Annotated in this window: 19 protein-coding genes; 9 read left to right on the top strand and 10 right to left on the bottom strand. The window is 59.9% G+C overall.

The features are described from left to right. Positions 1–40: 40 nt before the first annotated feature. The 4 genes from rfbA (at position 41) to QRN63_RS06590 (ending at position 4,519) form a co-directional block, all read left to right on the top strand. Positions 41–910 carry a glucose-1-phosphate thymidylyltransferase RfbA gene (gene rfbA / locus QRN63_RS06605; RefSeq protein ID WP_267316096.1) on the top strand — a complete coding sequence of 290 codons (870 nt, stop codon included), beginning with the start codon at positions 41–43 and terminating at the stop codon, positions 908–910. Between the two features lie 451 nt (positions 911–1,361). After that, positions 1,362–2,558, top strand: coding sequence for a DUF1972 domain-containing protein (locus tag QRN63_RS06600; protein WP_267316095.1), 1,197 nt, complete (start codon positions 1,362–1,364; stop codon positions 2,556–2,558). Between the two features lie 299 nt (positions 2,559–2,857). Then, positions 2,858–3,796 (top strand): methyltransferase domain-containing protein, encoded by a 939-nt coding sequence (locus QRN63_RS06595; protein WP_285030069.1) that lies wholly within the window; start codon positions 2,858–2,860, stop codon positions 3,794–3,796. Between the two features lie 297 nt (positions 3,797–4,093). Further along, positions 4,094–4,519 carry an LbetaH domain-containing protein gene (locus QRN63_RS06590; RefSeq protein WP_267316093.1) on the top strand — a complete coding sequence of 142 codons (426 nt, stop codon included), beginning with the start codon at positions 4,094–4,096 and terminating at the stop codon, positions 4,517–4,519. A gap of 34 nt (positions 4,520–4,553) precedes the next feature. Here QRN63_RS06590 and QRN63_RS06585 read toward each other — a convergent pair whose 3' ends face one another. Continuing rightward, positions 4,554–6,038 (bottom strand): oligosaccharide flippase family protein, encoded by a 1,485-nt coding sequence (locus QRN63_RS06585; protein ID WP_285030539.1) that lies wholly within the window; start codon positions 6,036–6,038, stop codon positions 4,554–4,556. A 501-nt stretch (positions 6,039–6,539) separates the two neighbouring features. Between QRN63_RS06585 and QRN63_RS06580 the strand changes: the two genes are divergently transcribed. Further along, complete coding sequence (locus tag QRN63_RS06580; protein ID WP_267316091.1) at positions 6,540–7,751, top strand: glycosyltransferase; 1,212 nt, start codon at positions 6,540–6,542, stop codon at positions 7,749–7,751. Positions 7,752–7,859: 108 nt separating this feature from the next. After that, entirely contained in the window at positions 7,860–8,930 is a 1,071-nt protein-coding gene (locus QRN63_RS06575) for a glycosyltransferase family 4 protein (RefSeq protein WP_267316090.1), read from the top strand. Positions 8,931–8,934: 4 nt separating this feature from the next. Here QRN63_RS06575 and QRN63_RS06570 read toward each other — a convergent pair whose 3' ends face one another. The 5 genes from QRN63_RS06570 to QRN63_RS06550 form a co-directional block, all read right to left on the bottom strand. After that, complete coding sequence (locus QRN63_RS06570; protein WP_285030068.1) at positions 8,935–9,984, bottom strand: glycosyltransferase family 2 protein; 1,050 nt, start codon at positions 9,982–9,984, stop codon at positions 8,935–8,937. Beyond that, positions 9,900–10,817, bottom strand: coding sequence for a class I SAM-dependent methyltransferase (locus QRN63_RS06565; protein ID WP_285030067.1), 918 nt, complete (start codon positions 10,815–10,817; stop codon positions 9,900–9,902). Before QRN63_RS06565 ends, QRN63_RS06570 begins: the two co-directional genes overlap by 85 nt. Positions 10,818–10,868: 51 nt before the next feature. Then, positions 10,869–11,684 (bottom strand): 2OG-Fe(II) oxygenase, encoded by an 816-nt coding sequence (locus tag QRN63_RS06560; RefSeq protein ID WP_267316087.1) that lies wholly within the window; start codon positions 11,682–11,684, stop codon positions 10,869–10,871. After that, positions 11,677–13,020, bottom strand: coding sequence for an acyltransferase family protein (locus QRN63_RS06555; RefSeq protein WP_285030066.1), 1,344 nt, complete (start codon positions 13,018–13,020; stop codon positions 11,677–11,679). The genes QRN63_RS06560 and QRN63_RS06555 overlap by 8 nt, the downstream gene beginning before the upstream one ends. Positions 13,021–13,142: 122 nt before the next feature. Beyond that, entirely contained in the window at positions 13,143–13,595 is a 453-nt protein-coding gene (locus QRN63_RS06550; protein ID WP_267316085.1) for a hypothetical protein, read from the bottom strand. A gap of 378 nt (positions 13,596–13,973) precedes the next feature. Here QRN63_RS06550 and QRN63_RS06545 point away from each other — a divergent pair, with 378 nt between their 5' ends. After that, complete coding sequence (locus QRN63_RS06545) at positions 13,974–14,588, top strand: class I SAM-dependent methyltransferase (protein ID WP_285030064.1); 615 nt, start codon at positions 13,974–13,976, stop codon at positions 14,586–14,588. 62 nt (positions 14,589–14,650) lie between these two features. Here the strand turns inward: QRN63_RS06545 and QRN63_RS06540 are convergent, their stop codons facing one another. Beyond that, positions 14,651–15,511: a sulfotransferase family protein gene (locus QRN63_RS06540; protein WP_267316083.1), complete on the bottom strand. Its 861-nt coding sequence runs from the start codon at positions 15,509–15,511 to the stop codon at positions 14,651–14,653. 725 nt (positions 15,512–16,236) lie between these two features. On the opposite strand from QRN63_RS06540, the gene QRN63_RS06535 reads away from it, so the two are divergent. Continuing rightward, positions 16,237–17,673, top strand: a complete 1,437-nt coding sequence (locus QRN63_RS06535; RefSeq protein WP_267316082.1) for a hypothetical protein — start codon at positions 16,237–16,239, stop codon at positions 17,671–17,673. Between the two features lie 184 nt (positions 17,674–17,857). Continuing rightward, the gene (locus QRN63_RS06530) at positions 17,858–18,829 is read left to right on the top strand and encodes a class I SAM-dependent methyltransferase (protein ID WP_267316081.1); all 972 of its coding nucleotides are present in this window, start codon (positions 17,858–17,860) and stop codon (positions 18,827–18,829) included. Here QRN63_RS06530 and QRN63_RS06525 read toward each other — a convergent pair. From QRN63_RS06525 to QRN63_RS06515, 3 genes are all read right to left on the bottom strand, one after another. Further along, complete coding sequence (locus QRN63_RS06525) at positions 18,826–19,407, bottom strand: hypothetical protein (RefSeq protein WP_267316080.1); 582 nt, start codon at positions 19,405–19,407, stop codon at positions 18,826–18,828. The two genes, QRN63_RS06530 and QRN63_RS06525, sit on opposite strands and share 4 nt — an antisense overlap. A gap of 294 nt (positions 19,408–19,701) precedes the next feature. Next, a complete protein-coding gene (locus QRN63_RS06520) occupies positions 19,702–21,090 on the bottom strand; it encodes a tyrosine-protein kinase domain-containing protein (protein ID WP_285030061.1) in 1,389 nt (462 codons plus the stop codon). Positions 21,091–21,230: 140 nt separating this feature from the next. Further along, positions 21,231–23,081: a DUF4012 domain-containing protein gene (locus QRN63_RS06515; RefSeq protein WP_285030059.1), complete on the bottom strand. Its 1,851-nt coding sequence runs from the start codon at positions 23,079–23,081 to the stop codon at positions 21,231–21,233. Positions 23,082–23,160: the final 79 nt, after the last annotated feature.

Raw genomic sequence — 23,160 nt, 5'->3', positions numbered from 1 at the left:
TAATCCCGTGCGCACGGCCTTGACGTGCCACGATATGCCCGTGAAGGGCATCATCCTAGCGGGCGGGTCAGGCACCAGACTGCACCCGATCACGCTGGGTGTGTCCAAGCAGTTGATTCCGGTCTATGACAAGCCGATGGTCTATTACCCGCTGTCGACACTGCTGCTGGCGCGGATCCGCGACATCCTGGTAATAACAACGCCTTTCGATGCGCCCAGTTTCGAGCGTCTTTTGGGCGACGGGTCGCGATTCGGCGTATCGATCACTTATGCACGCCAGCCGTCCCCGGACGGGCTGGCGCAGGCATTCTGTATTGGTGCGGACTTTATCGGCGCGGATAAAGTCGTGCTCGTACTAGGTGACAATCTGCTGTACGGCACGGGTTTGGGTACTCGACTACAGTATTTCAACGCAGTCGATGGTGGCGCAATTTTCGCGTATTGGGTGGCGGAGCCGAGTGATTATGGCGTCATTGAGTTCGACGCCAATGGATTGGCGGTCTCTCTTGAGGAAAAACCCAAAGTACCCAAAAGTAATTACGCTGTTCCTGGCCTCTACTTCTACGACAATGACGTGGTGTCGATCGCGCGGGACTTGAAGCCGAGTGATCGCGGTGAGTACGAGATCACCGACGTCAACAGGCGGTACCTGGAGCGGGGCCAGCTGCACGTGCAGGTGCTACCCCGCGGGACGGTGTGGCTCGATACCGGAACGGTTGACCACATGACCGATGCGGCAGAGTTCGTCCGCACCATGGAGCGGCGGACGGGGCTCAAGATCGGCGTCCCCGAGGAGATCGCATGGAGACAGGGCTTCCTCACCGACGACGAGCTCCGGGAGCGAGCTGAGCGGCTCGTACGGTCGGGCTATGGCTCCTACCTGCTCGATCTTCTGGATAGTGGGTGGTGAATGGCGGTCTATCGGCCGATCTGGCACCGCGTGCGGCGCAGTCTGGCGAGACGTTGCTGAGCCCCGCTGCGGCTACCCCTCGAGGCTGGTGGGCAAGGGGAGAGTCGCCTACGCGGGGACCGCAGGTACCGGATTCCGCGAAGCCCTGACCTGCAATTATTTAACGTTCCTGTTAGTTTAGGTCGACCCCGGCGTGCTTGGTGGACGGCAATGGCTGAAGTTGCTCATGCAAATACTCAATTGATTGCTGGTCTAGAAATCGATAAAACAGGCTAACGAAAAGCAATAAAACTATATTGACGGTTTAGCAAAAAACTTCGCGAAAGAGCTTCCTGATGGTCCGCTGTGGTCGTAGCATCGCCCTCGTATCGGGCCTTCATGTGGGTTCCATCGGATTCCCATTAGAAGCCCGCTTCCGCACCATTGGAGCTTGGTCTAGATCGGGGGCCTGATGTCTTCAGTAGCAATAATCGGAACGCGCGGGTACCCCAGTTATTACGGGGGATTTGAGACGGCCGTCCGAAAACTTGCACCAGATCTCGCAGATATGGGCTGGGACGTCACGGTATATGGCAGGCGCGGCGCCACGAAGCCGGACGACCCCACTTTGGATCCGCGTATCAAGCGACGGGTCACGTGGGGTATGGAGACGCAAAAGCTGAGCACGCTGTCGCATGGTCTGACCGCTGCCTTGGACGCTGCCGTGCGCAAGCCTGACGTCGCATTGATCATGAATTGCGCGAATGGGTATTTTCTCCCGATTCTGCGGGCGCGTGGTATCCCGACGTTGGTGAATGTCGATGGGCTGGAATGGGAACGCGATAAGTGGAGTCCCCTCGCCAAGAAGGTCTATAGACGGGCTGCCGAGTGTACGGCGCAGTGGGCGGACGGTCTTGTTTTTGATGCGCGCCGGATCGCCAAGTACTGGAAAGACACCTTTGGCGCCGAGGGGACTTTCATTCCTTATGGCGGCGACATCACGGCCGAGCTACCGGTGCCAGGGGGCCTGAACCATCGCGAATACGTTTTGGTAGTAACGAGATTCGTTCCCGAGAACACCGTGTCGCAGTTCTTCGAGGCGGTGCCGGCGATCGCCGAACAATACCCCGTGGTGATCGTCGGGAGCTCCGGATACGGCGGTGAGCTGGACGACACTGCCCGACGTCTGTCCGCCCATCCTTCGGTCACCTGGCTGGGACATGTGCACGATGACGAGTTGTTGCTTGCGCTGTGGCAACACGCCGGTCTCTACTTCCACGGTCACAGCGTCGGCGGGACCAACCCGGCATTGGTGCAGGCGATGGCCGCAGGTGCGCCGATTCTGGCGCGCGACACCGACTACAACCGGGAGGTGCTCGGTTCTGCAGGTGAGTTTGTCTCTGACGACCCGGAACTGATCGCCAAGACCGTGCTTCATTTGATGGATAATCGCGCTGCGCGGGAGCAGGAATCGCACGCCGGCATGCTGCGGGCTGCCCAGCACTATTCGTGGGCGCAGGTTGCCCGCAGTTATGACGGTGCAATGCGCGCTGTGATGGAAGCGCGCGGCGTCGCGGCGCACGCCGAAGTCCATCCCATCCTGAGTCGTGCTGCGGCGCTGAACATTCCAGTCCCGAACCCTGTTGGTTCCCAGAGGCTCGCCATGTAGCGGAATCGGCATTCGAGCGATTCAGGGCTTGCTCGGTGTGGCGTATAGGCGTAATGGGTAACTGTTCGAATCGCGCACGGCGCCGGACTTCTAATCGCGCTGGTGATACTCGAGTAGCCAGTTTGGATGTCTGTCGAAAGACCTTAGCGTGCAGATTCGTTCGATTGTTGAAGGCCGAAACGTCGTCCGTCGCTCACCGCTGAGCCGTTTGCGAACACCCGGCCGTCAGTCGCAAAAGATACTTGGGGGACAACGAGAAAACGCAGTTTCGAGGAATCCGGGCGTGGCATACTTCGACAGTGAGCATCGAAGGAACGGCCGAAAGGCTGCCGCTCGTGAGTCCAATAGCCTGCCCTGAATGTCATGGAAACTTGGACCGTCACGAGGCAGGCGCCGTCTGTCGGACCTGCTCGATAACTTATCCACTGCTTGACGGCGGCTATCTCAATTTGATGCCGCATTCGTCGACCATTGCGCTTGTTCCATCCGACGACTACTTGGCTGAGCAGATAGATTGCGGCGCAGCCGATCGTGCCGAGCGGTGGCTGGTCCGTCAACTGCGACCGGGAGACCACAACGCGCTGGACATCGGATGTGGAACCGGCTCAATCGGAAAGTCAATCGTCGAGTCATGCCCGACGATCGATGCTTGGGGAGTCGACCTCCCCGGTAACCTGCCCGGCTGGCAGAGCGCTGAGGCGAGTCCTGAGCGCGTGGTGTCCGGCTCCGCACTGGATCTTCCGTTCGAGTCCGACATGTTCGACCTGGTCTGGTCCTTCGGTGTCATCGAACACATTGGTGAGCCAGACCCGCCGGCGGTACGAGAATCTGACCGCCAGCGCTACATCAGCGAAATGATGCGGGTCCTGAAGCCGGGCGGCCGAGCCATCATCGTCGCGCCAAATAAGCTTTTCCCGTTGGATCCAGCACATGACTGGTCAACGAGCAAGTTTGGGCACCGTCTCTTCGAGCGAACGCACCTCTGCCTTCACCCAACCTGGGGGCCGCACCCGTTGATGTCTTTCGCCGAGGTTCGGCGAATGGCGCGCGCGGCGGGTGCGAGCAAGATCCGTCCACTCAGCATGGCGAACTATTTCCAATTCGTGCGTGTCGGTTCAGCGCGTGCAGGGTGGGTGGTGCCCGCGGCACGCTTCTATCTGAATCATCTGCCAAGCTGGCTGGGCGCAACACCGTTGGCGCCATTCCTGGCAGTCGAATTGACCTGCGGGGAGCGCTGATCCGGGGCGTGGACCGGCAGCGACCCGCTCGTAGCGCTGCGAACATAACCTGGTCGAATGGATTCAGATGGCGCCATCGGCTGCCCCAGGTCCATTAGAATTCGATGCATGGGGCGTAGCGTTCGGATGAGATTGGTTCCGCTCATGCGCTTCTGGACGTTCCCACTTCGGTTTGGCGTCAACAGATCTGAGGCTGCGGCGACAGTTGCCGCGGATGTCGATTGGTGGGTGCGTTGCCTTGGGGACCGCGAACTCGAGGCACTCGGTTGGTCCTCACGATTCGCATATCTGAGCAGCATGCTGCCTGAGTTCCGGACATTGGTGCACTACCGACTACGGTGTGCGCCGTTGCCGGTCCGCCTCATCCTGTACGTGATGTATCGGCCGCCTGCATACCCCAAACTTGTTGCCGACAGCATCGGCCCCGCGCTGTTCATTCAGCACGGAGTGGGGACGATCGTCAGCGCCGAGTCAATCGGAAGCCATTGCTGGATCAACCATCAGGTGAGTATCGGCTACACCGCCAAGGGCCGGCCGACGCTCGGTGACCGAGTCTGGGTCGCGGCCGGCGCCATTGTCCTCGGGCCGATCACCCTGCACGACGGCGCCACAGTCGGGGCCAACGCGACGGTGATGCATGACGTTGCTGCCGGTGAGACCGTCGTGGCACCACTTGCCGTACGTCTCGACCGGCGGCGGCCAGACAGCGAGACGCCGAACTAGAACTACGCCGGTGTCGCGGCCAAGACCGACTTGTCTACCGGCTTCGGCTGGGCAGGCCTTTCCCTTTGAATGCTGCGCGCCATTTCGAAGGAAGCGGCATCTCGGGTAAGTATTCACGCTTCCAGCTGACGAATAAATAGGTTGCGAAGAACACCCCGGCCGATGCGCAGAAGGGCAAGATGGCCGACCTGCGGTCGTCGGTCTCCGCTATCAAATTGAAGGGTAGAGCGGCTATGGCCGCCATAGCGGCGGCGGCGAAGGGTCCCGCAACACCACGGGTGTACAGCTTCAACGGGATGTTGAGCTTCAGATGCGCATAGCGAAGGCCGAGGAACTTCGCGATAGGAACGCAGATGGCAAGTGCCCCAGCGAGTCCCGCGAATCCCCAGAAGTATGTGGCGGCTACTGCGGCGATCGTTTGAATGATGCCGGTGACCACCGACACTTGCGCGATCACTGCCGGCCTGCCGATTGCCGATAGCGTGCATGAACATATTGCGGTCGACAGGTTGACGGCTATTCCGGCCAGTAGCGCGAGCAATACGACGGTGACCTGCTGGCGATCGTGGCCGAGCCAAACGGTGATCGCCGACAAAGCGGTGGCAGCCATAGCAAACGGGAAGATCAGTGCGACTGATGTGTTGCGCCGAGTGAGATGCTCGTACTGGCGGAGGACACCGTCCATGCCACCGGTGATGTAACTCTGCGTCAGGTGCGGGGTCAAGGTGGATGCTGAGGCGCTGCCCAAGACTTGCGCCCCCATCGCGAGCCGATTGGCAAGCTCATAGACGCCCGCCGCGGAAGGTCCGATCATGAGGCCCGCGATGATCTTTCCCGATTGCAATACCAACGTATCGGCGGCGGCCGCGACCTGCGACGTCAGTGCATAGCCGAAATATTCACGCATCAACGCCGGCGTCGGGATGGCGAAGGGTATTCGGCGTTCGCCGCCAAGTTTGATGACGAGCACCACAGCACAACCAAGGACTGAACCGGCGACGGACCCATAGGCAAACGCCCGCAATGTCGGATCCAATGCCAGCGCCACGACGCCTCCGGACGCTTGAAGTACCGACAAGATGGCCAGGCCGACGGTTGTCGGTACGACCCGGCCGATACCGATAGATGCAGCTGTCAGCACCCAGCCCAGGATGCCGAGAATCAAGATCGAGATCGAACTCAGAAACAGGCAGCGCGTCAACGCCGGATCATCCAACCCAAGCACATGAGTCATGGGCTCTGCTGCCAATACTGCTGCGCCGCTGAGGATTGCCCAGATCGCAAGCAGCATCCCGAAGCACATGGTGAGGACACTGCCCTGACCCCTGACATCGCCTTTGGTGTGGAACAAGGCCACATATCGGACAGTGGCTCGTGCCGCGCCCAGATCGAGGAGCGCGCCGTACTGCACGATTGCTCCGGTGACGGCCCAGACGCCGAAATCGTGCAGGCCAAGCCGCGCGACGACGTACGGGGTGCAGACGATCTGGACGCTGTAACCGGCCACAATTGGAAGCATTTGGACAGCGGAACCCAGCTTGAGTGACGTTGCGCCCTTTGTCGGCCGTGCTTCCTCGGATTCTGTCAATGTGATCGAACCCCACTTCTGGCACCCGCCTGGGCGCCGGCGTCTGCTGATCCTCGGGCGGCGCTCCCGTAGGACCAGGCGCCGCCGAATCCTGGAGTTGTGTAGAAGTCCTGAGCAAATCGACGGGGTAGCGGTGACACCAATTTCGATGTGCTCAAGGCATCCAACGTCGTTCCCATGACGGTCAGCAGATCCTGGATCCCGCTGAAATACCAAGTAATTACTGTGAAGTTAGGCCAACTGAATCTGCGTACAACACTACAGTTGCAACCGTGCGTTCGTGCCGAGAAAACCCGAAGCCAAGTGCTTGTGAAGGGAGCGCGTCAGCCCCGACGTCGGGGAGAGCGCTACAGATGTGCCCGACCATCACGGGGACGGTAAGCAAGGCGTCTGCGTCGAAAACATGTTGCACGTGGAGCCGGATGGAGTGTCGTGCTCAAGTCCGGTAGTCGCGTATTGCTTCTGCATCCGGCAGACGAAGCTTACGGATCTGACCGGGTGCTCTTGTCGGTGGCGAAGTACCTGTGCCAAATGCAGGCGCAGGTCTACGTACTGCTGCCCGACGACGCGGGCCCCGGATGGTTGACAGATCGCTTGACCGAAATCGGCGTCACCGTCCGGCACGGACCGTTGGGTACGGCGAGGCGACGGTATCTGACCAAAAGCAACCTGCTGAAGTACCTCGCCGGCCTCGCGAAGGCCCGCTGGTTCGTGCGCCAGCAGATCAGGGCGTTCGATCCCGAGATCGTCTACGTCAATACGTCGGCGCTTATCATCGGCGCTTTCCTGGGCCGGAAGCGTCGCTGGAGCCTTATTTGGCATGTCCACGAGATCATCGAGCATCCCCGCGGGCTGGCGTGGCTCTTTCGAAAGTTGCCGCTTACCGCCGACCAGGTAATCGCTGTGTCGGGGGCGGTACTTCGGCACTTGTGCGGCAGTACCGACGCTGCGCCACACGTCACGTTGCTACGCAATGGAATCGCGCCGCGTGCGCTTCCCGTAAAGCCCAGCGTGGTGCCGCTTCGCGTCTGCTTTGCCGGTCGGTTGAGCGAGTGGAAAGGGTATGGCGTATTCCTTGACGCTGCAGTCGGACTCGCCTCGCAAGGTGCGCCTGTCGAGTTCGTCATCGCCGGCGAACCTGTGCCGAACGAGCTGTGGCGCACCGATGAGATCGAATCGGCCATCAACAGTCGGGGGCTGTCCGGCCAAATACGGGCGGTTGGCTTCCATTCAGACATTCCAGCCCTTTTCGACTCGATGCACGTTGTCGTGGTTCCGTCGATACTTCCTGATCCCTTGCCTACCGTGGTGCTGGAAGGCATGCGTAGCGGATGTGTGGTCATTGCGGCCCGGCATGGCGGCGCGGTGGAGATGATCGAGGACGGAGTGTCCGGCTTCCTGGTCACGCCGGGCGACCAGGTGAGCTTGCAACAAGCGATATTGCGGGTACTCGACGAGCCTGGCCTCATAGACAAGATCGGGTTCGCTGCCTGGACTCGGGTCGAGTCCGAGTTCACGACGGAGGTGTTCTGGCGGAATTTGTCGCCCGTGTTTGTTCGGGCAGTCGACCTAGCGGCCAAGCGCCGCAGGCGAACTGGGTGGAACTGTCGCACGGCTGTCCCCGGCAGCATCCACCGAGGTTAGGCTGTGCTAGAGATGGAGCCGCGCGAGCCCATGCCTAACCGATCTGGATCGACTGCCGAACTCCGGGTGTTGATGATTGCAGACTGGTTTGTCTACTACCTTGCGCCGATGGCACTTTCACTGAACGAGACGGCCGATGTGAGATGTGTCCTCAAGGACCATGGCACCGAAATGGGGCTGCCCGGCAAGGCTGTTCGCGAGAAGACTGCGATGTTCGATCCGCTCGAAGTCGACTTCGTTCCCGGTAAACAGTTCGACCCCCGCAGTCTGGGAGCGCTGATCCGAGTAGTCAAGAATGCCCGGGCTTTTCGTCCTCACATAGTGCATTCGCAGTGGCACTCGGACTGGCGGTTGCTGCTGCTTTCGCTCGTAGTGCCGCGCGCGACCCGGATCTTGACCGTGCATGACGTCACGCCCCACCCCGGCCGCCAGTTTCACACGAACTATTTGAAGCGATTGGTGAGGTGGGCCCTCTACAAGACCAGCGATGGGTTCGTCGTCCATGGTGAGCGCCTGGTACCAAAGCTTCGCGAGGATCCGCGGGTCCCGCTGTCGGCGTACGTCGGAGTAGTGCCACATGGTGCGCTTGCTCAACCGTCAGGGAGTTACCCGATGCCGCTAGGTCGTTCCCTGCTGTTCTTCGGGTGGTGGGAATACTACAAGGGCCTCGATCTGCTGATCGAGGCGACACAAGCCGCCGCGCAGGTTCTGGGCGATGTCCGGCTCATCATTGCCGGCCACGGGTCAGAGGGTCCGAGAGCCCGCGCGCTCGTCCGGAATCCCGAATTATTCGATTGGCGCGAGGGTTTCGTTCCAGACGAGGATTTGCCTAAGCTGTTCGGATCGGTCAGCGCCGTGGTTCTGCCCTATCGGGAAGCGAGCCAGAGCGGCGTAGTGCCCTTGGCGTTCGCGAATGGCCGGCCCGTCATCGCAACCGACGTTGGTGCACTCGGTGAAGCCGTCGACGATGGCGTGAACGGCCTGCTCGTGGCATCTCCGACGGTCGAAGGGCTTCGAGACGCCATCGTTCGTTTGTTCACTGAGCCCGGCCTGCTCGATACGTTGGCCGACGGGGCTCAGAGAACGGCTGCTGAATCGCTTCGGCCGGCAACTATCGCCCGCCAGCATGAGGCGGTTTATGCCGCGGCCGCCGCTGCGAAAGCACGTCGACCCCGTTGACTGCTCAGCGCGAAGGCGTTGTCGGGCGCGTTGGGGAACTGGGTGGCGGGTCCGCCATCCGCCGACGGGCTCCGCAGATCAATCCGGCTGCTGCGGCGCGGTACCAACTTCGGCCTCGCTCGGACCGCCAGCCGATTCGCTTGCGGAGCGGCGTTACGAGTGCCATCAATCGCAGCACCATCCACAGGGTAAAGATCGTGGGCAGCGCAACGAGCTTGCGGCGGAACAAGATCAGCGACAGCGCCAGCGAGCGGAAGTAGTGGCCCGCGGAGAACTCTGGGAACTGCGAGGTGGAGCGTCCGACAAGGTGGGTGATGACAGCGGTCGGTTCAAGGCGGTTCTTCACTCCAAGGTCCAGCAAGCGCCGAGCCAGCACCTCTTCTTCCTGGTACAGATAGAAGCGCTCATCAAACCCGCCCGCGCGCCAGAAGTTCGTCGCGCTCACGGCCATACACGACCCTTGGACGAATGCGACCTCTCCACCTTCGGTGTATACCGGGTCATCGGGTGGAATGTCGCGGAGCAGCCGGCCGAGGATCAGCGCGTTTGGCGCGAAGACATCCACTATGTCGGCAACCGGCCAGGACCAGTAGCGGGCCCGGGTCCGGTCCGCACCTGAGGAATCGAGGATTCTGGGCCCCGCGACAACGTTGTTCTGGGCCGCGCTCTCCGCGAGGATCTTTACGGATTCGGATGATTGGAATGCGGCGTCGGGGTTCAAGAAGATGAGAATTTCCGACGCCGCGTTGGCCGCACCCAGGTTGCAGCCAGCACCGAAGCCCCGATTCTTCCCGGCCCGTATCACCTTGGCGTCAGGCCGGTGATCCAGCGCAGTCTGCACCGACGAGTCCGACGACTGCTGATCGACGACGATGACCTCGTACTCTGCCGGTATCGACGTCATGCAATCGGCGAGCGTCGATGCGGAGTTGAACGCGACGACGATGATCGACGCGGGAGGGCTGCTCATCACGCGGACTTGCGATACGCCGCGAGCCAGATGTTCCTCGAAACCCCGACTTTGCTCAACAGTCCCCTGAGGATTCGCTTCCACTTGGTGCGCGTGATCATCCGATCTTCAATTCGGTCTAGCAAGCGCAACAGACGTAGACCGATGCCGGTTTGGACGACAACGCCCGGAAACGCGATGACAGCCTTTACTTCGTCGAAACCGGCGGCCTTCAGAGTGCTCGTGAGTTCGTCGTGCGTGTACTCCTTCAGATGCATGAATTGTGCGCGTTCGTAATCGAATACGCGAGAGAGGTCGTGCGGGCCCGAACTGCGGTGCGGAGTGTCGAACAGGTAGCGGCCGCCGGGTCGAAGGATGCGGCGCGCGTTCTGAAAGTGCACCAGCAGGTCGTCAGGGTGGAAGTGCTCGATAACTTGTGTGGAAATGACAACATCGAACGAATCGTCAGGTTCGAATGATGCGAGGTGGATGCCGTCGGTTATGTGCCACTGGAGCCCGTCCGACTCAGCGAGGTGTTTTGATCCCCGCTCTGGGGAAATCTCGGTGGCGACGCACCGGTGCCCGGAGCGCACGAGGTCACGAATGAGGGCCGCTCGACCGCTTCCTACCTCGATGACGTCGGAGTGCGCCGGCACCAGCCTCAGCCATGTCGCCGTCCACCATGCGGGTCTAGAGTCGTCAGTTGTATTGAGCCAGGGTAGAGATTCGTACAGTTCGGTATACGCCGCGCTGAAGACCTCCCAGCGCAACTCGGGTGTGGATGCGAGCAACTCGCGAGTCAGCCGGGCCTCGAGCTGCTCGTGGGCCTGCACCTGTTCGATCCCGATTTCGTCACCCAAGCCATAGTTCTGGCGGTATCTCAACACGACATCCGACACCAAAACTGCTACCTCCCAACTGATCGACGCTTCAGTCAAATCGTAATCGCATTGAGGTCGTTGATCGGGCGAGCGCCGAAATCTGCGCGCTCAGTGCTGATTCCGAAACTTTTGCGCTCCTTCGATGGCGGCGGGCGGCACCCAGCGCTTCAGCTTCTGCTTGAATGTGGAGCTCATGGACTCACCCGGCCGGGCGCGAAACAGCGTCGAGTGTGCGCTCGACGATTTCTCTTCATCTGGGCGGCCATTGGTGTAGTAGTAGAGCGCCATCGACCGGCGTGAACGATGCGGCGGGCAGGTCAGAGGATCTGGATGACCGTGATACGAGAAGTCGGTTGTCGCAAAGAGCAGGAATCGGTTGAAGATGGGTAGCGATTTCTGGACGCATTGCTGCATGTCGCGATCCCACAACTGAATGTGCCCGCCCCAGGATTCCTCCCAATCTTTGTTCAGATAGAGAAGGCCGTTCAACCGCCGGTCCAGGTTCAGTCGGTGATGGCGATTGAAATCAGCGTGGACCTTGAGGAAGCCGCCGGTCCGGATCTGATGCAGTCCACCTCCAAAGAAGTGGGGGTCAGGAACGATCCCCTCGATCCCGGTGAGTCGTTCGATGAAGTCGACAAAAGGTGCAGAGTTGAACTGCGCCAACAGATGTTGGGTTGCTGGGCCCATCCGTTCTGAGTCGGCAAGCGCGAGCTTCACTTCGCGACCGTTGTCGTACTGCTGCCATTCGGTGCCACCCGGTTCCGGAAACTCGCTCAGCACAGGCTCCAGAACCGCCGCAGGCAGGAAATTGTCAATTACTATGTGTGGAAACGGATCGGCGTTTTGAAACTTCTCTCGATACGCGTCTGCGATGGGGAAAAGTTCTTCACGGCTGAACGTGAAACTAGTTGTTTCATTCATTGGTGTGAGTTGCCGCCTTCCTGCTGGTCCTGGTTCGGTTCGCCCTGTGCGCCGTTGACTCGGTGCTGCAGCCATCGACGCTGGCCGCTAGATTCTGGCTCGCCTGCGCAGTTACACGTGGTGAGCGCAGCAGGCTCGGCGATAGCGAAGGCAATTGAATTAGCAGCGATTCCCGCCGTTGCCAGCGTATACCCGGGCTAGGCGATGGGCTGAGTTTTCGTGTGGCGTGCGCCGGGCCTTGGATCGGAATTCGATCCTTCGCCTTGAGGAAGGGGCTTTCGATGAATCGCCACGATAGGATTGCGGCGGCGAATGTCAAGGGAACGCCGATCAGCCCCGCCACCACTGGATGGGTGATCCCGAATCCGAACATGATGAACATGAATATCGGGAAGTGCCAGATGTAGAGGCCGTAGCAAATGCGGCCGAGGAAGACCAGCGGCGGTGATCGAAATGCCTGGTGGGCAATCGTCTGCTCGGGCAGCACCAGCGCGGTTATCAGGCACGCGGACGCCAAAGTGAAGAACAATGAGATTCCGGCGTACATCGCGAGGTTGTGTTGATCCATGGTGAACCCGCCCACGAGTAGTGCGATCAGCGATGGGGCCGCCAGGATCTTCGCGGTTCGCTGCAGGGTCGGGCTGTTGCGTATCTTGGGCATTGCCAATGCAATACCCAGCGCGCAGCCGATCAGGAGCGCGTCGGCTCTCACATCGGTTCCGTTGTACAGGCGCTCCATGGATGCTCCGTGGAACGTGAGCCAACTCCGCCAGCCGGCGGAACCGAGTGCCAGGACCGCCAGCAGCACAACAAGGCGGATCCGGAGTCCGATGGCCTTTAGCAGCAATGTGAGTAACACAGGCCAGATCAGATAGAACTGTTCTTCGACGGCGAGCGACCAAGTGTGGCTTAAGAATCCGGGGATCGGAGCTTCGAAGGCGCGGGTCCAGTTGGAGACGTAGGTAGCTGCCGCGGCCGCTTCGATGACATGCCAAATGAAATCGTCGTCGAGGATCAGGTACGCGGCAACGACGAAGCAGCCGATCATCGCGTAATTTGCGGGGAACAGCCGAAGTACGCGGCGAGCATAGAACGTGCCAAACCCGACGTTGCCATTCTTCGCCCACCGCTTGAGGAGGAGCGACGTAATCAGATACGCGCTCATCACAAAGAACATGTCCATGTACAGGAATGCACCGGGGCACCAGGTGGGACTGAGGTGTGCTGCCAGTACGCAAAGCGTCGCGGTACCGCGCAGGCCGTCGAGCCCGGGGTTGTATCCCAGCGGATAGCGACTCGGATCGTATCGGAACCACTCAGACAGTCGCGTGATCATCTGTCCATCCGAAAGCGGCGAAGACGGCCGGTGCGCGGGTTCCGGTGGTGCGGCCGATCGTAGCTCCACCGAACATCTCGCCCGTGAGCTCCGATCTCGTGCGCAGGGCCCCGATGGCCGGCCTAGTCGAGGTTTTCACACCCTTCTACCGGTTGTTTGAACCATTCGGGATGAGACTGCTTCATCGTGCGGCAGTAGTCGGGATTCTCACGCAGCCACTTGACTTGGGCTTCGTGCTTCACGGCGTTACGCCCTTCTGGGGTTCCCATTGACCGACCGGGCTGGCCCGCGGTTGCGTAGGCGCCATCGCAGTAGAGCGCCAGCAAGTAGGTTCCTGTCTTCTTCTCTTTGCGGGAAGAAGACACGATGCAGTCATCGCGCTTCAACTGGTCCCCAACGACGGCTACCACTTCGGATTTGCCGTTCCAGGATTTGAGGGACTCGACGACCTTGTCGTATCGCATGCCCGCGAACGGGTCGACGGCGGACGCGACTCCGCCGCCAACGCCCGCCGCTATCGTCAGTGCGAGCGTTCCTCCGGTGATGGCTGCTATGCGTGTGGCGAAACTGGTCACGATGGTCACCTCTCAGCCCGATGAGTGAGAGCTTACGTCGATGTTGACGCTGACGTCAGTAAATGGCAAAGCCTGATCGGCGGGCTCGGAGTTGCGCCCTTGAACACGCAGCCACGCTCGCCAAAGGCGTATGCGCGACCTGGGCCGAGTAGCCGGCCGTCGACGTGAGCCAGATCCTGGAACGCGGTGTTTGAAGTGATCGGCAGCACGAGATGCCTTGAGGGAGTGAGAGCCCGTCGCTACGGCAAGCCGTGATCGGGGAATTGAGATTCGAGCCTCGGGATTCGCTCCCTGGGGTACTTTGGCCACTGCTACGAGTGCTACGAGCAGCGACCTAATTGCATCTGTGGGGAATTGTCAGAGAGCGGGGGTGGGTGCGTGTCGCTGGCGGAACTCGTCGGGAAAACCGTCCGCAAGGCAGTCCTTGCGTACAGCCTGTACAACCGGAGAAAGAAGGCGCGCTTCATCCTCGGCTTCATGGCTGCGCAGGGCGCCGGGGACGTGTTGTTGGTGGGAGCAACGGGCGATGAACACGGTGACGACCCAAATCTGGCGAATTCCGGCGTTATCGAAAGGTGTATCGCAGAGCACTATCCAGTCAAAATAGGCATCAACATCGAGCGTGCTGCGACGACGTATCCGTTCATGCTTGCCGACGCACGCGCTCTGCCCTTTGTCGACGACTGCGTCGATTTTGCGTTGGCAAACGCCATAATTGAGCACGTAGGGCAGGAAATCGACCAGCGGCGAATGGTTGAGGAGATGACGCGGGTGGCGCGCACGTGGATCATAACCACACCGAACAAGTGGTTCCCAGTCGAGTCCCACACATCGACACTATTTCTGCATTGGATTCCGGCTTGGCGAAAGCGCCACCAGAAGGAATTTACGCGATTGCTGTCGCGACGTGAATTTCGTGCGCTGCTGCCGCGCACCGCCAAGGTATCCGGACGGCTACTCAGCCCGACGTTCACTGCACGCTACGCACGTTGAACCTGCACCTGATGCGTAAATTGGCTGGTTGCGCAACGTCATCCGTGCGCGCTATTGCGTGATCAGAGTAAGTTCGCCAGTACGACGTACTTCGGCCTCATGGTGAACGTTGCGCGGATGCGGGCAGCCATGCGCGGGCTCTGCACCGACTCGATGAGTCGCTGGGTGCTCGGGGATTCATCCGGTAGTGAAATCTGTTGGAAATTCTCGTGTGGGCCGTCCAGGCTACAGATCAGTTCTGCCAACTCGGATTGCTCCGAAGTGGGCTTCTTCTGTATGGCGGGTCGGTCGATGTGTCGAATGCGCGCACCGAAGTCGATATTTGCATCGGTTACTTTGAGCCCGGCCGCCACGCAGAAGTCGAAAAACTGCCGGAACCAGGATTCAGGCTGCCCGGTAAGTTGGGAATAATCGCTGAACAGGACTGGGCGACCGGCGACCGAGGTGAGCATCTGACGCGAATGGCGCTCCCAGATCGCAAGGGCAACATCAAGATTGACATTGTCGCGTCGTGAGATGCTCGCGGCGACTGCGACCGGCTCTCGGTAGGGGGCCAGTGCCGGCTGCACGCCGAGCACTTGATCCCAGAACGGAAGCAACATGGGCAATCGGGGATCTTTCCAGACCCAACCCGGGCCGCTCCCGAACGAGGTTTTGAACGCCTTCATGGCGCGGCGTAAGCAGCGGTATTCCGTTACGGAATTGCGGTCGGTGCGGCGTGGCTTCAGCCACGTCTGACCGCTGGCCGCCAGCAGGCGATCATTGAAATGAATGAGGCTGCTGCTTTCGAGGTATCCGTCAGGGTTCCACTGATCGGCTGGAAGGACATCACGGGGCAGGCGCAGCCCTGCAAACTCGGCAAATGCCGTCGCCGTCGAAGTACCACTGCGGCCAACTCCAACAATGGTCAACCCGTCTGCCATGTACGCACCTCGCTACTCTCTCCGTTGCGAATTCGCTCGAAGTTGAACGCACCCGTTGCGGGGCTTGGTCTTCCGCCTACAGCTTTCCCGCGGCCTGGACATCGAGAGTGGAGCACGTTGCTACTTTGCTATTCGCCACGGCGGCATCGGGTCGGAAGTCGGACGTCTCGACGTCGCGGTGGGTGCCGTGGACCGAAGGTCGAAGCAGAGTGGATTTTGCCCGGAGCCGCCTCAGAGCTGCCGCAATAACTTGGGCATTCAGCTATATCAACCATCGCGACTGCCGACATCGGACCCCGCTCCCGATCGTGCCCTCGGTTAGAGAATCAATATTTTCTGACGCCGGTCCACCACCCTGGCACGGCCCTCGGTATGTCGCAGATGCTACGTCCACAGGACTCGTACAGGCGGGGGTTTTCCCAAAGATTTTTCCGATACGTCAATATCGCTCCTCGGGGCGCTCATCTTCGCGAGGCGCTAGGCGCCGCGGTAATGCCGAAGCCCGGTCGGTAGCGGACCGTAGTCGGCGCCGGCGTGCGGGTGGTGGGATCGAGACAGTGGTCGCATGTCATAGCGCCTGGTCTTCGAGGTTCCGGGAGCCGCAGATATCCGAAGCGTGCGTACCCGCCGGCGTCATTCGCCCTGTCCGAGAGGACATTCGGCCCGCCGAACGGATGCGTCAATATTTGGAGTGATCCGCGCCACCCTGGGCTACCATCTGTTGGATGCAGACGATGGTCATCGTCGCCTTCATCGCGGTCTTCGTCACGATCGCGGTCTTGCGCGCGCCGGAATGGTGGATAGGCGCCGTCGTCATCGTCACTTTCTCGAGCTTCCCAGCGTTCATCCCATCGCAGATTCGCATATTCGGCTCAGGCATCTATTTGCACGAGATTCCGTTGATCATCACTGCGCTGTACCTGCTGATCTGCCGACCCGCAAACCGCAACACGGACCTGTGTGCTGTAGGCATCGGGGTAATTACCGCGGTGGGCATCGCCCATGGGCTGTGGAACGGTCATGGGGTGCCGACCACGGTGAACGATGGTCGAAGCATCTTGATGATGGCTTTGTACGTGTTCATCGTCGGCCGCATCGCGTCGACCTCAGAGGCGTATGCGGCCCTTCGTGCGGTGAAGATCACCCTGTGGGTGTCATTCGTCCTGATTCTGCTCAGTACGTGGAACTTCGTGAACCTCAACGCGCGCATCGAGGATGCGGCGCTATTCGGCACGACGGTCCACGCCAGAGCGGACGTGGAGCGAGTGCTTGGACCGACAACCCACCTGGCGAGCGCCACTCTCGCGATAGTGATCGCGTTGTGGGCGATCAAGCCCGATTTGATTCGAAAGACCATTGGCTACTTGATCCCCGCTTTGGGTGTGACCGCCATCGGGTTCTCGCGAAACGCCGTAGTTCTGGTGGTGGTCACGTTGCTGCTGACACCATTGTTTTATCGAAGCGGCACTGCTGTCGATGGAAGCCAAACCCGTAGCGGAGTGTTGCGCGCGGTGTTCATCGCTGTCGGTGGCGTCGCGATGTTCGAGCTGATGGGATTATTTCTATCTGCAACGGCGGGTATTCCAGGGCTGAACTATATTGGATCAATTTACAGTGCGTACTCCGCTCGAGTGCTGGAAGGGTTCAGCAGTACTGCGCAACAGTTCGACTACTCATTGCTGTACCGGCAGAGTGAAGTCAAGTGGCTCAAGAGCGGAATCGTAGACCATGAACTGCTCGGTAATGGTTTGGGCTTTATCTACAGGCCGCCAGTCGGCCGTGGATTCACGGCGACTTCGGGAACGTATTACGCGCACCACTTCTATTGGTGGGCTATTGCCAAGGTCGGCTGGCTGGGACTTTGTGCGTACATGATTACTTTCGTCGCCCCAGTTCTGCATGCGATCTTCGGACGGGGCGGATTTGCATTGCGGTCGGCCGCAGCGGCCGCGGCAGTCGGCTACATGGCCACCATGGTGGTCACTCCGATTCCCGAGGACGCGTTCGGCGCGCCGGCATTCGGCATCTTGCTCGGGATCGCACTGCTGGTTCGCGGTCCTCAATTAGCCGGTGGTTTCAGCAGCGATGCTGACAGCAGCGCGGTTCAATCACCTTTCGGAGCGAACGCTCGGGAGCATCGATTTGCCATGCGTCGCATGTGAGTTGCGGCTCGACCTTGTCGAGGGTCCCGGGGCATGGGTCCACTTCGGCGGCGGGAATGTGATCCAGGCGAGGTCGTCAAATTTGATCAGTAGGTCGCGCTGGATGTGGTTTGATTTGACTGTAGCTGTGCCTGGATTTGCAGGCCTCGAGCTGGGCTGACAGCGTCGCGTGTTCTCAGAAGGGATGACCGTGGGCAGACTGACGCAAGCTCTGGCGCCGCTGATCGACATCATCTTCGTTCCGATAGTCTTCGTCGCCTCGCTCGTGATGAAACTTGTCCGCCGTTTCGGAATTGAAAGACTGCCCCGAACGCGTTGGTTGTTCAGGACCGTAGGGATATTTCCGATCCGTAATCACTATTATGAACCGCTGTTCGATACGACTGCCCTGAGGCGGCCGTTGGAAGAAGATCGCGTATTGCCCGGGCTTGATTTGAATGTCAGTCAGCAGCTCGATCTACTCACGAAATTCTCGTACGGCAATGAGCTGCTCGCATTTCCGATGGACAGTCAATCGGAGTCGGTTTTTTATTACGACAACCATGTCTTCGGACCGGCTGACGCCGAGTTCCTGTACAGCATGATCAGATACGCGAGGCCGAAGCGGATCATCGAAATTGGCAGCGGCCAGTCAACGCTCATGGCGCGCCACGCCATTGCCGCTAACCGAGCCGAGGAAGCTGCCTACTCATGCCGCCATGTCTGCATTGAGCCGTATGAAGCAGGTTGGCTCAACGAGTTGGACGTGGAGCTGGTCCGTACTCCCGTGGAACAAATCGACCTCGACGTTTTCCGGGAACTTGAAGAGGGCGACATTCTATTTATTGATTCGTCGCATATGATCCGTCCGCAGGGCGATGTGCTGTTCGAGTATCTGCAAATTCTGCCGGTGCTCCAGTCGGGTGTATTCGTACACATTCACGACATTCGTACGCCCAAGGACTACCAGCAGGGATGGCTCAGCCGTGAAGTCCGATTCTGGAATGAGCAGTACCTCGTGGAGGCATTTCTCTGCTTCAATCATGAGTACAAGATCATCGGCGCATTGAATTTCTTGAAGCACCACCATCCGCAAGAACTGTCTAGCTCGTGCCCTGTATTTGGTAAGCGAACCGACCTCTGGGAGCCTGGTTCGCTATGGATCCAACGATCCTAATTTCCCGGAGTGGCGCTTGACGCCGCTACGGGTTCGGCCGGCAGGCCGTCTTCGAGAGCCCACACCTTGTCGAAGTCAAAGATTCCGCCCGCTGATGGCCGGTCGGGATACTCACGCCAGAATCCGTACACGTTGAGGGGGAGGGGCATCGGTAATGATTTACTCACATCGAGGCCCGGACCTGTGATCCTGATTTGGCCGTCGGTGATGCGGAGCAGGAACCTGTAGTTGCGCCCCAATTCCAGGGGATGGGCATACTGACCGCTCGCTATGGCCTTGAGCTTGCTGCTGGCGACCTGGTTTCGCAGATGTACGCCCCAGGCGGTTCTGCTGGACGTAAATATGACCATGTTCGTTTGGATGTTGTTGTCTTCGGCGGTACCGAACATCATGATGGTGTCGGCGGTCGAGCCGCCCCGCCGGACGAATTGTCCTTCTGCACCGAGGCTTAGGATCGGGGCGCGAAACTGGCGTATGGCAATGACGTCGCTCTTCCCTGCGTAGCTGAAATGTCCGTCCTTGAGGTATCCGTCAGTCGCGGGACGCAAGGATGGCTCGCCACTCTGCGCGGTGCGCATATCCCAGCCTTCACCCAACCCGTCTGCTATGTCTGGTCGGTCGAAGTCATCAACGAAAGACGCTTCCGTCGGTCCTGAATCCGGCTGTACGGAATCAGGTTTCGGTGGTTTGTGGGAGACACTGGACGGCGATACATTTCTCGATTCATAGGGTGGGGGCCCCGGGGTGCACGCGGTGAGTGCCGACACGACACCCACCAGGCACAAACTTTTGATGGTCACCTGTCGTGCGCGATTCCATGTCACCCTATCGCGCGTGGCGCCAATGATTTGGAGAGTCATCGCTCGAATGGCTTAGGCCTGGCCGTGACGTCCGACGTTACGGCTTTTGCCGTGATAGTAGTAATAGTAGGAGCCGGCGTAGGGCGAATGACTACGCGGGGGCGTCATCGAGAAGACCGTGCCGAGCAAGGTGGCACCCACATTCTCAAGGGCATCAGACGCATGAGCCAATTGATCACGCCGCGTCTTCCCATACCGTGCCAACAACAGTGCTCCGTCGGCATTGGCGGCCAACAAGGTGGCGTCTGTGACAGCCAATAGCGGGCACGAATCGATGATTACGTAGTCGAATTGTCCGCGGAGCTCCGCGAGTAGCTTTTTCGCGGCTTGAGATGCCAATAGCTCGCTTGGGTTCGGCGGGATTGCGCCGGCCGCCAGAACTGTCAGCCCGGCGAATTGCGTGTCCTGCAGAGCCTCCGGTAGGGAAACCGCACCGCTGAGGACAGTGCTTAGACCCACCGCTCCTTCGAGTTTCAGATATTGATGAACCATCGGTCGTCGCATGTCGCCGTCGACTACGAGGACGTTGTTTTCGGCCTCTGCCAGTGCCAGAGCGATGTTTATTGCCGTGGTTGATTTGCCTTCATTGGGAATCGAGCTGGTGATCACGATGACCCGCGGTGGGTTGTCGACTGCCAGGAAGCTCAGGTTTGTACGCAACTTTCGAAAGGATTCGGCGATCCGTGAATTGTCGCTGCTGAACGTGATGGCTGGTGCCGTGCGGCGAGGTTTGTCCACTGGAATCTCGCCTACGACACTGACTCCGGTTATGTCTTCGAGGTCTTCGCGCTTCTTGACGGTGCTGTCGATCACGTCGAGTACGACGGCCAACGCGACGCCGAGGAGCACACCTGCAACCGCGCCGAGCACCAAGTTCCTTACCAGTTTCGGCACAGCCGGCGAGCTCGATACCGCCGCCGGCTGCTCTACTACGACCCGCGTATCGGGGAGATTGCCGTCGCCGGAGGTTTCGAGCTCCTTGACCATGGCGACGAATTCGTTCGACAGGGCATTGGCGATATCGCGGGCTCGAACGGGTGACGGGTCGAGAACGTCGACGTCGATGAGGACGGTACCTGCTTTGGATCGAGCGGTGACTTCCTTACGCAGTGCCTGTGGGGACATGTCCAAGTGGAGTGCATTGACGGTACGTTGCGCGAGTACTTCGCCCGTGAGTAGAACCGTGTAGGAATTTATTCTCTCCTGGGAAAACAAATTGCCTTGGTATGCGTCGGTCAGTGAGGTGCCGGCGTAAGTGGAAACGAACAGCCGCGTCGACGATTTATATAGCGGAGTCGTTGTGGCAGTGATGATTACGGTGCCGAGTAAGGTCACGACAATTGCGGCCACAACCGGTATCCATCTTGTCCGGAGTATTCGCAAAATGTTCTGGAGATTCACTGCAGTCCACTCCTTCTGGTGGCCCGGCACGGTCGACCTCAGGCGTCGCGCGGGAGGTTGTGGCCGACCTCCACACCCTCCACTCGGCGATGTCGCTTCCAATGTAGGTCAACGCCAACGTCAATTACGCGGAACTGTGATTATTTCTGCGTGCATTCGGGAACCGCGACCGTTGGAGCTGTCGTGGCGATGAGTGGTTGCGCCGGCACTTGGGCCGCACCTGGAACCGTCGGCTCAGACAGTCGGAAGATCAGCTCACCCGATTGCCTTGGGGGGATTGCCACTTGGATTTCAAAGGTTGGATGGCCTCGGTCCGTTCCGGTAAATACAGGTATCTGTTGGCCGTTGGAGAAGGCCCCCACCAACGCTGCTCCCTTGGTTGCGACCAGTCGGACCGACGTCAGCATCGAGCCGCTCGGCAAAGTGATCGGAACGTTGCGGCTCAGGCCGAGCGAGCCGGCAACATACTCGGGCAGCGGTATGTCCGGCACGGTGCTCGTCAGCTTGACGGTCACCGTCGAGTTGCGGGTCGTACCGGTGCAGCCCTCGGCCTGGTAAGTGACGTGCGCCCGGAGGTAGTAGTCAACCTTGTTGCCCGCGAGGTTGTTGAGGATGACCGCGGCGTAGGGAGAGGCGTTATCTGGGATCGAGTGTGCGAGTGGCGTCTGCTCGAGAAGTTTCTCGGCTTCAGGGGATACGCTCCAGACTGCGATTCGGCGTTCGTCGGCGGCCTTCCCGAGTGCGTCGAGCAACTTCCGCGGTGATTCGACGGCGGTGGTCATCTTTCTGACTACGGCGTTGGCGATGTCCTGGAGGTACTGCTTGCGCGCGGCCTGATCATTGGGAAACCGTCGATACGCAGTCGATTCGGTGAGCTCGACGACGTTTTCGTTGGTGATCAGTTCGCCGTCGTGCATCGTGACCGGTCCGGTTGCGCCCAGCACGTAGCTCAGGGCGACGGGGTCGAGCGCGATTGCTCCGTCGACTTCCTCGCCCGTTTGTTGTGCCCACATAGAGCGCCATATCTGTGCCGCGTAGGGGAAATGCGAGCTGAGATTGCTATTCCGGAAATCGGTGCTCGGATTCGTGTAGCCGTACTCTTGGCCGAACTCGGGCCCAAGGTCCAGTGGTTTGAACGGCCCGGCCAATTCAGTATTGGGGCCCAAGGCATTTACGGTCGGCGTGCCGTTGTCGAACCGGAGAATGCCGAACCCGCCGAGTATCCCTCCCGTCCCTCGGACTTCGGCATTCGTCTGAAACCCCATGAAGTAAGTTCGGGGCCCGTCTGCGCCCATGAGCAACGGTGCGAGCTTGGCCGTGAGGGCCGCCTTGTCGAGGAGGTTGGTGACTTTCGCCGTTTGCGCTTGCAGCTCCGAGCGTGCGTTCCGCAGAGTCGCCAGGTAGGTCGGGTCAGCGATCGCGTCCGCTTCCGTTTGCAACCGTCGAGCGTCCTCGGCGATCTTGAGCAGGCCCGGCTCCTTGTCCCGAAGTGCCTGAACGTCGATGTGTGATCCCTTGATGAGATGGGCTGGTGAGAGCGCCGTACCTAATTCGGCCGCAGGCTTCAACACATCCGAAGCCAGTCCAAGAACGACGTGCGAAATCTGCTGCGCGGACGTGAACGGACTTCCTAGGAACGGGATGTGTGCAGCGACAGTCCACGGCGTCGACCGCACGGCATCGTTCGCATGCTTGGCATCTACTTCGGCTGCAGCGGCGGCGCGCACAGCCGCGTCAACGTCGCCGGCGGACAACGCTTCCTTTGCGTGCTGTGCACCGACGCGTGCCCGTTCCAGGTGGGATTTGGCTGAGTAACCTTCGAATCCCAGCCAGCACAGGAATCCCGCGGCGGCAGCCAACACAATCAGCGTGACGCCGCGTAAACGTCGGCGACGCAACACCTTTCGTGTACGCGTGGTTTCGCCGCTGTCTTCGTCTTTGTCGTCGCCGGTCGGTTCGCCCGCCGTCGGGTCTTGAGAATGCTTGCTCACTCAGGAACGTTCCGCATTGAACGGCCGCCCTGTGGCATCCGCAGAACCATCAATGTCTGGCTTTTGCGAGTCGGCCGCG

It is taken from the genome of Mycolicibacterium sp. lyk4-40-TYG-92 (assembly GCF_030209435.1).
In the GTDB taxonomy this organism is placed as follows: Bacteria; Actinomycetota; Actinomycetes; order Mycobacteriales; family Mycobacteriaceae; genus Mycobacterium.
Note: the sequence above shows the minus strand (reverse complement) of the source record. Positions and strands in the feature narration are given on the sequence as shown.

Coding starts and splice junctions, on each gene's coding strand:
- QRN63_RS06530 (WP_267316081.1), top strand. CDS start 17,858: ATGACCGTGGGCAGACTGACGCAAGCTCTGGCGCCGCTGATCGACATC.
- QRN63_RS06575 (WP_267316090.1), top strand. CDS start 7,860: ATGGCACTTTCACTGAACGAGACGGCCGATGTGAGATGTGTCCTCAAG.
- QRN63_RS06560 (WP_267316087.1), bottom strand. CDS start 11,684: ATGAATGAAACAACTAGTTTCACGTTCAGCCGTGAAGAACTTTTCCCC.
- QRN63_RS06585 (WP_285030539.1), bottom strand. CDS start 6,038: ATGCTTCCAATTGTGGCCGGTTACAGCGTCCAGATCGTCTGCACCCCG.
- QRN63_RS06540 (WP_267316083.1), bottom strand. CDS start 15,511: ATGGCAGACGGGTTGACCATTGTTGGAGTTGGCCGCAGTGGTACTTCG.
- QRN63_RS06555 (WP_285030066.1), bottom strand. CDS start 13,020: ATGATCACGCGACTGTCTGAGTGGTTCCGATACGATCCGAGTCGCTAT.
- QRN63_RS06590 (WP_267316093.1), top strand. CDS start 4,094: ATGCTGCCTGAGTTCCGGACATTGGTGCACTACCGACTACGGTGTGCG.
- QRN63_RS06600 (WP_267316095.1), top strand. CDS start 1,362: ATGTCTTCAGTAGCAATAATCGGAACGCGCGGGTACCCCAGTTATTAC.
- QRN63_RS06535 (WP_267316082.1), top strand. CDS start 16,237: ATGCAGACGATGGTCATCGTCGCCTTCATCGCGGTCTTCGTCACGATC.
- QRN63_RS06525 (WP_267316080.1), bottom strand. CDS start 19,407: ATGCGCACCGCGCAGAGTGGCGAGCCATCCTTGCGTCCCGCGACTGAC.